This window comes from Sphaerotilus microaerophilus, assembly GCF_023734135.1.
GTDB lineage: Bacteria > Pseudomonadota > Gammaproteobacteria > Burkholderiales > Burkholderiaceae_C > Sphaerotilus > Sphaerotilus microaerophilus.
In genome coordinates this window covers 3243416-3256895 of sequence record NZ_AP025730.1, presented here as the reverse complement: position 1 = coordinate 3256895, position 13480 = coordinate 3243416, and the positions used below count along the sequence as shown (strand labels likewise).

Below are 13480 nucleotides of genomic sequence, written 5' to 3'. Positions count from 1 at the left end.
CTGAATTTCCCGTGCCACAACCACCGCATCAGCCCGATCGTTGATGCAGGGAGAAAACAATGGAAACCATCCATCGACCACGGGTCGATGCCATCCGGGCGCTGATTTCGGAGTTTCTCCAGAGTCAGCTCGACGAAAAGCTCGATGAACTGAAGGAAGGTGACACCAAACGCGCCAAGTTGCGCTTGAAATTTGAATATGCCACCTGGATCGATGACGCGGCCAATCGCTCGGTACAGATTCAGGCCGTCACTCACTCGCTCAAGCCTATTCACCCGTCAGCCAAGGGCACCAACGTCTACACGGCACCGAGCCAATTGCCAGACCATCGTGTCGTCGGAACACATTGCCTATGTGACACATTCGAAGGCGATGTGGCAGGCAATGCCGCCGCGCTGGACGTCTACAAATTCCTCAAGCTGAGCCTTGATGGCCGCAGCCTGCTGGATCTCGCGGTGGCCGGTGACGCCGACCTGGCCGCAGCGCTGACGGACGACGCCGAACAGGCCCGGTCCTGGCTGGATGCCTTTGCTGGCGTGGCCAAGCAGCGCGGCCGGCCCGCTTCACATACCCTGGCCAAGCAGTTCTACTGGCTGACTGGCGAGGATGCCCACGACGACACGGGGTTTCATCTGTTGGCGCCTCTGTACGCGACCTCCTTGGCGCACCGGGTCTACCAGACTGTTCAGCTGGACCGGTTCGGCGACGAGGCCAAGGCGGCATGGGAAGCTCGCAAGGCCGGCCGCTTCCACCCGAGACCGGTGCGTGAATATGGCGAACTGGCGGTGCAAAAACTCGGTGGCACCAAGCCCCTGAACATCAGCCAGCTCAACAGCGAGCGCCTTGGAAGAAACTACCTGCTCGCGTCGCTGCCACCCGTCTGGAAAACCGTCGCCGTCCAGCCAGTGCATGGCGTGGACAGCGTCTTCCAGCGCTATGGCCGCCGCCGCGAGGTAGTGAGGCTGGTTCGGATGCTGCGCGATTTCCTCGCCTCGGACCCCGCGCCCAATATCAGGACCCGCACGCGCATCGATACCCTGGTCGCCGACCTGCTCGATGAGCTGCTCCACCTCGCCGCCGAAGTGCGCAGCCTCGCCCCTGGCTGGAGCCAAGACCCCGCCTGCCGGCTGAGCGCCGCCGAGCGGCTGTGGCTGGACCCTGGGGCGGGCACCGAGGAGGGGGCCGCGGCGGTGCCCATCACCGACGAGGCCGCCGAGCGCATCGCTGCCGGTTTTGCCAACTGGCTGAACGCCCGCCTGCGCAAACCGCTGCCGATGGGCGACCCCGAGTACCAGCACTGGCGCAAGTTGGCGCTGGAGCAGATCGAAGACGACCTCCGGGAGGCCCACGATGAGTGACACCGACCTCACGCGGCAGCCCGAAGAGCCCTCCAACCCCGCCTGGCTGGTGCTGCCGCGCCTGCGGGTGCAGAACGCCAACGCGATCTCCAGCCCGATGACCTGGGGCTTCCCGGCCATCACCGCCTTCCTGGGCCTGATGACGGCGCTGGAGCGGCGCCTCGGCCGCGGCGCCGGCATCACGCTGGACGGCGTGGGGGTGGTGTGCCACGGCTTCGAGCCGCAGGTGAGCGCAGGCGGCTACACGCGCAGCTTCGCCCTCACGCGCAACCCGGTGGGCCACGATGGCAGCACCAGCGCGATCGTGGAGGAAGGCCGTGCCCACCTGGAGCTGACGCTGGTGTTCCAGGCCCGCGTCGCATCGCCGTTGCTGGACGCGGCGGCGCGCAGCGACCTCGTGCATCGGGTGGCTGAACAGGTGGCCGGCATGCGGGTAGCGGGCGGCTCGGTACTGCCTCACCTGGCGGACACGCCGGGCGGCCCCCACCGGCGGCCCGTGCCGGAGCTGGTGCTGACGCCAGCGGACGAGGAAGAAGCCCGCAAGGCCTTCCGCCGCATCGCGCGCCGCTGCCTGCCCGGCTTCGCGCTGGTGTCGCGTCACGACCTGCTGGAGGCCCGGCATGCCGAGCTGCTGGCCGCCACGCCCGGGGCCAGCCGCCTCGATGCCTGGCTGGACCTCTCCCGCTGGAACCATCGCGCCGTCCTGCACCCGCGCCCCGACGGTGCAGCGCCGCCAGCCCCGGAGGCCGCCCAGCCCGCCGACTGGCAGCAGGACGCCCGGCCCGGCTGGATCGTGCCCATTCCCGTCGGCTTTGCCGCGCTGGCACCGCTGCACGAGCCCGGCACGGTGGCCGGCGCGCGTGACCCACATGTGCCCTTCCGCTTCGTCGAGAGCGTCTATTCGATCGGCCAGTGGCTCAGCCCGCACCGCCTGCGCGCGCCGACCGAGCTGTTCTGGTTCGCCGAGCGCCCCGACGAGCAGGGCCTGTACCTCTGCACCAACGATTACGCCCTTCACCTGGCGCGGCGCAGCAATGCATCGCCGGACGTTCAACCCGTTTCTTCCGACCAGTAAACCCAAGGAGTTCACCATGGCCACCAACGTTTCCTCCACGCTCAAGACCCCGACCGTTCTCGCCTTCGACCGCAAGCTGGACCCTTCTGACGCTCTCCTTGCATCTGGCCGTTGGGTCGATCGGGCCGATGTTGCAGCTTGGACGCCCGTTTCCGTGCATGAGAAGTCCGTACGCGGCACGATGTCGCACCGAACTAAGGCAGGATCCACCGACGCAGCGAAGCTCGATCGGCCTCTCGATGTTCCGAATCCTCAGACCGTCGACGTCGCCACCCTGCCCGCCGAGGCCGACACCCTGCGCGTGAGCTTCACGCTGCGCGTGCTCGGCGGCGCCGGAACCCCGTCGGCCTGCAACAACGCCGACTACCAGGTCAAGCTGCTTGCCACGGTGCAGGGCTACGTGCAGGCGCAGGGGTTTGACGAGCTGGCGCGCCGCTACGCCTGCAACCTGGCCAACGGCCGCTTCCTGTGGCGCAACCGCGTGGGCGCCGAGCAGGTGGAGGTGCAGGTGCGCCACATCGTCGGCGGGGACGCTGCGGCCACCTGGACCTTCGATGCCCTGACCCTGCCCACCCGCCACTTCGACCTGCCCGCCGAGGCCGCCACCGCCGCTGGCGACATCGCGGCGCTCATCGCCAAGGGCCTGGCCGGGCAGGCGCACGTGCTGCTGGCCGTGACCGCGTTTGCCCGCGTCGGCGCCGGGCAGGAGGTGTTCCCCTCCCAGGAACTCCTGCTCGACAAGGCGGCCAGCAAGAAAAGCAAGACGCTGTACACCGTGCACGACGTGGCCGGCATCCACTCCCAGAAGCTCGGCAACGCGCTGCGCACCATCGACACCTGGCACCCGGACGTGGCCGAAGTCGGCCCCATCGCCGTCGAGCCCTACGGCTCCGTCACCACCCTGGGCAAGGCCTGCCGGCGCCCGACCGACAAGCTCGACTTCTACAACCTGCTGGACAACTGGTTGCTCAAGGACAAGGTGCCGCCGGTGGAACAGCAGCACTTCGTGATGGCCACGCTGATCCGGGGTGGCGTGTTCGGCGACGCCGGCAAGGACTGAGCCATGGACCACTACGTGGACATCACCTTGCGACCGGACCCCGATTTCCCGGCCCCGCTGCTGATGAATGCCCTGTTCGCCAAGCTGCACCGAGCGCTGGTGAGCCACAGCGCGCAACTGGGTGGCCGCCTGGGAGCGAGCTTCCCGGGGCACGTTGGCACTGGTCGCGCCCTGCAGCTGGGCGAACGGCTGCGCCTGCACGGAGAGGCGAGCGCGCTCGACACCCTGCTGGCCAGTGACTGGCTGTCGGGCATGCGCGACCACAGCCTGCCCGCTCCCGTCGCCCCGGTGCCGGCAGGCGCCCAACACCGCGTCGTGCGCCGGGTCCAGGCACAAAGCAGCCCGGAGCGCCTGCGCCGCCGCCTGGCCCGCCGGCACCAGCTGGACGCCGCCGAAGCCGCACAACGCATCCCCGACAGCGTCGCCCAAACCCTGCGGCTGCCCTGGGTGCAGCTGCGCAGCAGCAGCACGGACCAGAACTTCCGCCTCTTCATCGAGCATGGCCCCCTGCTGCCTCACCCCCTCCCAGGCACCTTCAGCCCCTACGGCCTGAGCCTCGGCGCCACCGTGCCCTGGTTCTGACCCTTTTTCCGGGAGCTCCGGAAGCTCTTTAAAAATCAACCACTTAGGCGGCCCGTCAAGAAGAGGGCCGCCACCCCCTTTCAAGCCGAATTCCTTGCTGCGACAATGAGTTGCAGCGGAAGGAGCCTGATTCACTGCCGTGTAGGCAGCTCAGAAAAGTGGCGATGTCAGTGATTGCGCTCGTTGTGTATTCACTGCCGTGTAGGCAGCTCAGAAAACCAAGGCGGACGGTGGCGTTGAGGAAAAGCGATTCACTGCCGTGTAGGCAGCTCAGAAATCTCGGCATTGGCTGTGTCGGCCTCGCACCACATTCACTGCCGTGTAGGCAGCTCAGAAATCGGCGCCGTGTCGGACCATGTGCGCAACCAGATTCACTGCCGTGTAGGCAGCTCAGAAAACGCTGGCCGATACGTCGCTGGCGCATGGCGAATTCACTGCCGTGTAGGCAGCTCAGAAATGATCGAAGGAGCACCCATGTACATCGACAAGATTCACTGCCGTGTAGGCAGCTCAGAAATCAACGGGGCCAGCCACGGTCAGATCCCGTCAATTCACTGCCGTGTAGGCAGCTCAGAAATGCAAGAGCGGTTCCTGCGCTCTTGCAACCTGGATTCACTGCCGTGTAGGCAGCTCAGAAATCCAGGCCCTTCGGCCGCTTCGATGCGCGGCGATTCACTGCCGTGTAGGCAGCTCAGAAAACCTGGTGCCCAGCTGCCCGCATGGTGTCGATATTCACTGCCGTGTAGGCAGCTCAGAAATCGGGATGCGCCTCCAGGCCGGAGTCCTTGAGATTCACTGCCGTGTAGGCAGCTCAGAAAATCGAGCAGCACGCCACCGATACCGAATGGCAATTCACTGCCGTGTAGGCAGCTCAGAAAAGCTCGGCCACGCCGCTGTGATCCTGGGCGGCATTCACTGCCGTGTAGGCAGCTCAGAAATCGCCGATGGGCCATGGGCAGTTACTCGCCCGATTCACTGCCGTGTAGGCAGCTCAGAAAGGTCCGGCGGGATCATGGCTGGGCCGGAGTTCATTCACTGCCGTGTAGGCAGCTCAGAAATGCACCCGTCGGCCGCTCATGGGAGCACCTCCATTCACTGCCGTGTAGGCAGCTCAGAAATCCGCCGTCGACGCCCGCCTGATGACCCTGGAATTCACTGCCGTGTAGGCAGCTCAGAAAGAGCTGGCGCGTGAGCTCGGCGTGTCCCGCCAATTCACTGCCGTGTAGGCAGCTCAGAAAAGCACGTGCAGCAGCAACGCCGCCACCTTCGAATTCACTGCCGTGTAGGCAGCTCAGAAAAGCGAGCGGGGCCGGAGTGCGCCACTACGGCAATTCACTGCCGTGTAGGCAGCTCAGAAAGCCACCGCGTGCGCAACGTCAAGCGCGCCGCCATTCACTGCCGTGTAGGCAGCTCAGAAACGTTGGCACCTGCTGTAGGATTATCTGACTGCATTCACTGCCGTGTAGGCAGCTCAGAAATTGTTGACGATCTGCCGACGCAGGTAGCTGGCATTCACTGCCGTGTAGGCAGCTCAGAAAACGTCGTTGCTCTGGACGTAGCGCAAGCCGAAATTCACTGCCGTGTAGGCAGCTCAGAAAACGTTGACGCTCAGGGGGATGTCACGTCTAGTATTCACTGCCGTGTAGGCAGCTCAGAAATGTCCGTATGCGTCTGCGTGATGCGGCGTTGCATTCACTGCCGTGTAGGCAGCTCAGAAAGTCACGACGTCGACTACCTGGCGGCAGCCGGGATTCACTGCCGTGTAGGCAGCTCAGAAATGAAGGCCATCCTGGGAATCGCCGAAGACGGCATTCACTGCCGTGTAGGCAGCTCAGAAAGCCTGGCTGCAGAGGCGCAGGCTGAGCTTGACATTCACTGCCGTGTAGGCAGCTCAGAAAATCCGCAAGATCGGTCAGCTGCAGCCGCGACCATTCACTGCCGTGTAGGCAGCTCAGAAATGTTCGACTGGACCATTCAGCGGCACATGAAAATTCACTGCCGTGTAGGCAGCTCAGAAAATGGCCATCAGTAGCGCTGCGAGTACCAACCCATTCACTGCCGTGTAGGCAGCTCAGAAAAGGTGCGCTGCGCAGTAGTGCAGGTCTGGGCCATTCACTGCCGTGTAGGCAGCTCAGAAAGGGCGCATCGCCGCCAAACAGCACGCCCTGCCATTCACTGCCGTGTAGGCAGCTCAGAAATTGGATCGCATCGCGTCAAAGGCCTTGCCGGTATTCACTGCCGTGTAGGCAGCTCAGAAAAGGCTGCCAAGGTGGCGATGGACGCCTACGCCATTCACTGCCGTGTAGGCAGCTCAGAAAGAGACGCAGGCGCAGGCATCGGGCCTGCTGGCATTCACTGCCGTGTAGGCAGCTCAGAAAGCCCGCTCCGCGTGCAGCTTTGCGCACTGGTCATTCACTGCCGTGTAGGCAGCTCAGAAATCGCTGTTCGCCCGGTCGGCCAGCGCCGAGACATTCACTGCCGTGTAGGCAGCTCAGAAAAATGCGTCGCACGTCGAGTCCATACAGGCGCAATTCACTGCCGTGTAGGCAGCTCAGAAATGGGTGACGAACGCACCGGCGCTGTACAGCCCCATTCACTGCCGTGTAGGCAGCTCAGAAAGTTAAGTACATTGGAGTGCGCACCCTTGTCAACATTCACTGCCGTGTAGGCAGCTCAGAAATGTGAAATGCGAGTTTGTGACATCGACCTGTCATTCACTGCCGTGTAGGCAGCTCAGAAATGGTCGAGCCGTAGGAAGAGCAGCGGCTCGCTATTCACTGCCGTGTAGGCAGCTCAGAAATTGGTGCATGGCGGAGATGCGGCCTGGCTTGCATTCACTGCCGTGTAGGCAGCTCAGAAATGCAGGCGTCGCTGGCCGATGACAGCCGGGCCATTCACTGCCGTGTAGGCAGCTCAGAAAGGCAACGCAGCGACCGCGCGCTGCCCTTCGGCATTCACTGCCGTGTAGGCAGCTCAGAAATCGCTGTTGGCCAGCGCGTGCAGCCTGTGCGCATTCACTGCCGTGTAGGCAGCTCAGAAATTCGCCACTTCGCTGTTCGCGAGGGCGTGCAAATTCACTGCCGTGTAGGCAGCTCAGAAACGCTGTCGGGGCGGCGATCCGGCGGGCGGACGATTCACTGCCGTGTAGGCAGCTCAGAAACAACCATGGGCGGATTCGGCACCGCCGGTGAATTCACTGCCGTGTAGGCAGCTCAGAAAAGTCGTCAGCCATGACGCTTCACTCCGATCCTATTCACTGCCGTGTAGGCAGCTCAGAAAGTGATCCGCCTGAACCGCGCCGCGTTGTAGGCATTCACTGCCGTGTAGGCAGCTCAGAAAAAATAGTAAACCGTCATGCCATACCAATCTGTATTCACTGCCGTGTAGGCAGCTCAGAAATGTCGCGATCAAGGCCATCGCCGACCTGCCGCATTCACTGCCGTGTAGGCAGCTCAGATAGGACTTACGCAAACGTTTAAATCAAACTAGATTATTTAATATATCGGCGCCGATTTCGTGGTATTTGTGATAATATATTCACCATGAAACCCACGAGCCGAGACTACTGCCAATTTCTGATATCCACACAAATCAACTACACGCAGACCTATTTTGCGGATCACCATCAGAGGTTTTCTCATGACGCCATAAATCGCTACTTGCAGGCTGCCAATATCAGCCCGGCCGATGTCTGGAATCTGGCCCGACGAAACATCGAATTTGACGACGATGCCTGCCTGGTTTTCGATGACAGCGTTCTGGACAAGAACCACTCGCACAAAATCGAGCTGGTGCGCAAACAGTACAGCGGCAACGCCCACGGCCTGATCAAGGGCATTGGGGTGGTCAACTGCCTGTACGTGAACATCAAGACCGGCCACTACTGGATCATCGACTGGCGCATCTATGCGCCTGACGAAGACGGCAAGTCCAAGCTGGATCATGTCCAGGAGATGTTCGACAATGCCATGGCGCACAAGAAGCTGCCCTTTCGCACCGTGCTGATGGACTCCTGGTACGCCACCATGGATCTGATGAAGCACATCCACCGGGCGGGCAAGCACTTCTACTGCCCGCTCAAGAGCAATCGCAAGGTTGACGACAGCCAAGGCCAGCAGCCCTACAAGGCGGTCAGTACGCTGCAGTGGAGTGCCCAAGAACATGTGCATGGCAAACACGTCAAACTGTTCAAGTTTCCCAGTGACATCAAGCTGAAACTGTTCCGGGTTGTGGTTGATACCAATCGCACGGACTGGGTTGTGACAAACGACCTATCTCAAGATTCGACGGACGATACGCATGAGATGTGTGCCGTGCGCTGGAAGATTGAGCAGTACCACAGGGAGATCAAGCAGGTTCTTGGCATCGAAAAATGTCAGTGCAGAATGGCCCGGTCACAGAAGAATCACATCGCCTGCGCGATATTGGCCTGGGTCCACCTCTGCGAGACGGCCAAAGCGCTGAAGACAAACATCTACAGCCTGAAGAAGGGAATCCTCTCGGAATTCCTCAAGAAGGAACTTCGGTCACCAACCATTCGCATGGCACCCATCTGACATATTGAGTCGAAATGGCGAATCATTGCGCTAGCTGAAGTGACCCTGCGTAAGTCCTATCAGAAAAGCCTGCAGCGCATCGAATCACGCCTGTACGGATTCACTGCCGTGTAGGCAGCTCAGAAAGCCCGCCGGTGTCGGGCTGCACCTCGCTGCCAATTCACTGCCGTGTAGGCAGCTCAGAAACGCGCGTCATCCGCATCGTGTCCGCACTTTGTATTCACTGCCGTGTAGGCAGCTCAGAAATTGGAGTGAAACGTGCAATCCGGGCTGGCCCAATTCACTGCCGTGTAGGCAGCTCAGAAAACCAAGCCCCGCTTTGCGCTGGTGATAGTCGAATTCACTGCCGTGTAGGCAGCTCAGAAAAGGAGATTCGCGCGCAGTGACGCCAAGTTATCATTCACTGCCGTGTAGGCAGCTCAGAAATCTTCCTGCAAAGCACGTCGAGGCCATCGCGCATTCACTGCCGTGTAGGCAGCTCAGAAAGAACCGATGCGCAGTGGGCGGCCGATCTGGTCATTCACTGCCGTGTAGGCAGCTCAGAAATGACGCACTAACCCGATTATCCGGGGCTTGAGATTCACTGCCGTGTAGGCAGCTCAGAAATAGCCTGATAGGCTTACACACACTGCCCCGTGATTCACTGCCGTGTAGGCAGCTCAGAAAATGATAATACATACATGGATCGGAAACGGTCCATTCACTGCCGTGTAGGCAGCTCAGAAATGCCCCGCGTGTTTATCGCGGGTCTACAGAATATTCACTGCCGTGTAGGCAGCTCAGAAATGACGTGAGTCACCAGCTAGACGCATGCAACCATTCACTGCCGTGTAGGCAGCTCAGAAATGGCGGACTTCGGCGTGTCCTGCATGGCAGGCATTCACTGCCGTGTAGGCAGCTCAGAAAGAAGAAAAAATGCGTGAAGAGATCCGCGCAGAATTCACTGCCGTGTAGGCAGCTCAGAAATGCACCCGCCGACCTGCACCCGCCGACCTGCAATTCACTGCCGTGTAGGCAGCTCAGAAAGATCCAGGGCTCGCCTGAATGGCTGGCCTACCATTCACTGCCGTGTAGGCAGCTCAGAAAACGGCGCAACAGCTCGGTGAGAGTGTGCGATTATTCACTGCCGTGTAGGCAGCTCAGAAAGGTGCAGTGCGCCGCTTCGGGGTGCGCACGATATTCACTGCCGTGTAGGCAGCTCAGAAAGTGACGAGAAAGCCGCAGTGACGAGGAAGGCGATTCACTGCCGTGTAGGCAGCTCAGAAATCTCGGATGGCCTGCGCCTTCTGATCCGGCGAATTCACTGCCGTGTAGGCAGCTCAGAAAACGAGTCATCGCTGCCTGACGCCTGGGTGGAGATTCACTGCCGTGTAGGCAGCTCAGAAAAGGCCACATCACGCCCGGCCAGCGGGCTCTCGATTCACTGCCGTGTAGGCAGCTCAGAAATTTCGATTGAACATCATGAGCTGCCGGTCTATATTCACTGCCGTGTAGGCAGCTCAGAAATTGCCCTCCTGGCCGTTATATGGGGTGGTAAGATTCACTGCCGTGTAGGCAGCTCAGAAATCGTTGCGCACGGTGTCGGCCGTCCAGCCCGAATTCACTGCCGTGTAGGCAGCTCAGAAATTGGAGACCTTCGATGTCGCGCCACGAGTCATATTCACTGCCGTGTAGGCAGCTCAGAAATGAGCGAGGCTCGCTGCGATCACGTCACTGATATTCACTGCCGTGTAGGCAGCTCAGAAAAGGACTCCAGGGCCGCGTCGCAGGCTTTGAACATTCACTGCCGTGTAGGCAGCTCAGAAAGAGCGGGAAATCAACCGAACCAAGCCCCTTGCATTCACTGCCGTGTAGGCAGCTCAGAAAAGAGCCATTGCGCGCCACCTGCGCGCGCCACAATTCACTGCCGTGTAGGCAGCTCAGAAATTGTAGGCCATCTCACCGGCCCGACTGCGCAGATTCACTGCCGTGTAGGCAGCTCAGAAATCTACGCCCGGCAGGATCGGCCCGCGGTGGACATTCACTGCCGTGTAGGCAGCTCAGAAAGGCGCATCGACATTGCCGGGCGCCGCGTTGTGATTCACTGCCGTGTAGGCAGCTCAGAAATTGTTGCGCGGCGCCCTGGTGCCGCCATCTACATTCACTGCCGTGTAGGCAGCTCAGAAACTGCTGCGGCACCAGGTACTTCTCGGTCTCCTCATTCACTGCCGTGTAGGCAGCTCAGAAAGTCAACGCCACGGCGGGCATCATCGAGACAGAATTCACTGCCGTGTAGGCAGCTCAGAAAGTCGACCAGGCGCACCCAGGCTGGGTCCTTGCATTCACTGCCGTGTAGGCAGCTCAGAAATGCTGGTGATCGTGCTCGGCGCGCTCGACCAGGATTCACTGCCGTGTAGGCAGCTCAGAAAGCCCGTGACGAATTCGCCCGTTCTCCCTCCGACATTCACTGCCGTGTAGGCAGCCCAGAAAAGCGAGGCGCGCAGCGAGTGGGTGCCGATGCCATTCACTGCCGTGTAGGCAGCTCAGAAAATTTGCCGCACGCACGGCTGCGCAGTTGAGGAATTCACTGCCGTGTAGGCAGCTCAGAAAATTCATCGCCAACAGAATTATCCCTGGCCTCTATTCACTGCCGTGTAGGCAGCTCAGAAAGCGGCAGGCACGGCCGACTTCGGCACGATCTGCATTCACTGCCGTGTAGGCAGCTCAGAAAACATGCAGGCACTGGAGGCCGCAGCCCGCGCCATTCACTGCCGTGTAGGCAGCTCAGAAATCATCGACGCCAGCGCATGGGCCGCCGGCCAGATTCACTGCCGTGTAGGCAGCTCAGAAAAACGCGCGACCGTGCACACGCTGCGCCACTCGATTCACTGCCGTGTAGGCAGCTCAGAAAATGCCTCCTTCGTCAACGGGTCCACGCCCGGCATTCACTGCCGTGTAGGCAGCTCAGAAAGTGCGGGTGCCGTTGACGCCGTCGGCGCCGTCATTCACTGCCGTGTAGGCAGCTCAGAAATTCTCCCACAGCGCGCGCACACCTTCGGCCTTATTCACTGCCGTGTAGGCAGCTCAGAAATACCTGCGGGCGCGCCTGTCGTGCTGGCGGACATTCACTGCCGTGTAGGCAGCTCAGAAAAAGCTCACCTGCCACACCGGCATCCAGCCCTGATTCACTGCCGTGTAGGCAGCTCAGAAAATCGTCGTGATGCCGCAGCGGGGGGCGCGGTAATTCACTGCCGTGTAGGCAGCTCAGAAATGAGGAAAAGCTAGCGGTGGACTGGTCGCGTGATTCACTGCCGTGTAGGCAGCTCAGAAAACGGCCAGCAGGAGGAAGAACTGCCGTGGGATATTCACTGCCGTGTAGGCAGCTCAGAAAAGTGCCGCCCCGGAGTCGCCCCGAAATGCTGTATTCACTGCCGTGTAGGCAGCTCAGAAATACAACACCGTGGACCCCGAGACCGGCGAGAAATTCACTGCCGTGTAGGCAGCTCAGAAAGAGCCGCTGCGTCACCTCATCAACGAGAGCCCATTCACTGCCGTGTAGGCAGCTCAGAAACTGCGGCACCGCCATGCGCAGGCCGAGGCGCGATTCACTGCCGTGTAGGCAGCTCAGAAATTGGACCCGTTTCAATAACTGTACGCGTCGGGATTCACTGCCGTGTAGGCAGCGCAGAAAAAATGAGTTGTCGGTGGTAATACTGCGTCGCGCGATGCCGGCCGCGGGGAGCATCATCCACGGCAACTTCAGCTTCTCGTACGGGGTGACGCCCGAACGCGGGTAGGCTTGGCACTGTGTCCGAAATTCTTTCGGCCTGGCGTTCGACCACGACCAAACCCGCCCTCGCACCATGACCGACTTCGCCTTCCGCAGCGCCGCCAACTTCCTCAAGGCTCCTTCGGCCTCGGCCGGGCAGCGCTATGCGCTGGCGGGCATCGCCTGGGATGGGGCGGTGACCAACCGGCCGGGGGCGCGGTTCGGGCCGCGCGCGATCCGGCAGGCCAGCCACATGCTGTGCGATGGCATTCACCCGCTGTTCGATGTCAGCCCGCTGGATGCGGGTGGGGCAGGTGGCCTGCCCTGGTTGGGCGACCTGGGCGACCTGCCGCTGCCCAACACGGCGCTGCCGGCGCTGCGCGCGGCGCTGGAGCTCCAGGTGGCGGCGCTGTTGCCGCAGCACCACATGGTCTGGCTGGGGGGGGACCATGCGGTGACGCTCAGCCTGTTGCGGGCCTACCGCGCCTGGCTGGGTCGGCCACTGGCGGTGCTGCACTTTGATGCGCACTGCGACACCTGGGCGGACCACTTCGGTGAGCCGAGCGGGCATGGCACCTGGGTGAGCGAGGCCTTCGATGAGGGGCTGGTGCTGCCGGAGCTGTTCACGCAGATCGGCATCCGCTCGTCCGGCGAGCGCTCGGCGCGGGAGTACGTGGCCGACCGGGGCGGTCGCATTCACACGGCGCGTGCGCTGCGCGGGGTCGACCGGCCCGCTGAGCTGGTTGCCATTGCGGAGGATCTGCGCCAGCGCTGGCGCGCGGCCGGCGAGCCGCCGCTCTACCTGAGCCTGGACATCGACTGCCTGGACCCGGCCTTTGCCCCGGGCACCGGCACGCCCGAGCCGGGTGGGCTGAGCAGCCACCAGGTGCTCAGCCTGCTGGAAGCGCTGGCCGACCTGCCGTGGGTGGGCATGGACTGCGTGGAAGTGGCGCCGGCCTATGATCACGCGGAGATCACCTCGCTGGCAGCGGCAACGCTGGTGTGGACCTACCTGTGCGGGCACATCCGACACCACGGGACGTCGGCAGGCCACGCCTGAGAGCCTGCGCGCGCCAAGTGTTGTGTGACCGAGGCCACAGC

Annotated in this window: 6 protein-coding genes and 2 CRISPR repeat arrays; all 6 genes read left to right on the top strand. The window is 61.8% G+C overall.

What is annotated here, in order from left to right; translation table 11 throughout:
- The first annotated feature begins 59 nt into the window (after window positions 1-59).
- The 6 genes from csy1 (at window position 60) to NGK70_RS14035 (ending at window position 13439) form a co-directional block, all read left to right on the top strand.
- Window positions 60-1358 (top strand): type I-F CRISPR-associated protein Csy1, encoded by a 1299-nt coding sequence (gene csy1 / locus NGK70_RS14060; RefSeq protein ID WP_251969159.1) that lies wholly within the window; start codon window positions 60-62, stop codon window positions 1356-1358.
- Window positions 1351-2433 (top strand): type I-F CRISPR-associated protein Csy2, encoded by a 1083-nt coding sequence (gene csy2, locus NGK70_RS14055; RefSeq protein ID WP_251969158.1) that lies wholly within the window; start codon window positions 1351-1353, stop codon window positions 2431-2433. Before csy1 ends, csy2 begins: the two co-directional genes overlap by 8 nt.
- 16 nt (window positions 2434-2449) lie before the next feature.
- Window positions 2450-3493, top strand: coding sequence for a type I-F CRISPR-associated protein Csy3 (gene csy3, locus NGK70_RS14050; RefSeq protein WP_251969157.1), 1044 nt, complete (start codon window positions 2450-2452; stop codon window positions 3491-3493).
- A 3-nt stretch (window positions 3494-3496) separates the two neighbouring features.
- On the top strand, window positions 3497-4075 hold the full coding sequence (gene cas6f, locus NGK70_RS14045; RefSeq protein ID WP_251969156.1) for a type I-F CRISPR-associated endoribonuclease Cas6/Csy4: 579 nt from the start codon (window positions 3497-3499) through the stop codon (window positions 4073-4075).
- A 129-nt stretch (window positions 4076-4204) separates the two neighbouring features.
- A CRISPR array of direct repeats spans window positions 4205-7534; the repeat unit is 28 nt; unit sequence ATTCACTGCCGTGTAGGCAGCTCAGAAA.
- An 83-nt stretch (window positions 7535-7617) separates the two neighbouring features.
- Complete coding sequence (locus NGK70_RS14040) at window positions 7618-8631, top strand: IS701 family transposase (protein WP_251969112.1); 1014 nt, start codon at window positions 7618-7620, stop codon at window positions 8629-8631.
- Window positions 8632-8728: 97 nt separating this feature from the next.
- Window positions 8729-12301: a CRISPR direct-repeat array (repeat unit 28 nt; unit sequence ATTCACTGCCGTGTAGGCAGCTCAGAAA).
- Between the two features lie 172 nt (window positions 12302-12473).
- Complete coding sequence (locus NGK70_RS14035; protein ID WP_251969155.1) at window positions 12474-13439, top strand: agmatinase; 966 nt, start codon at window positions 12474-12476, stop codon at window positions 13437-13439.
- The last annotated feature ends 41 nt before the right edge of the window (window positions 13440-13480 follow it).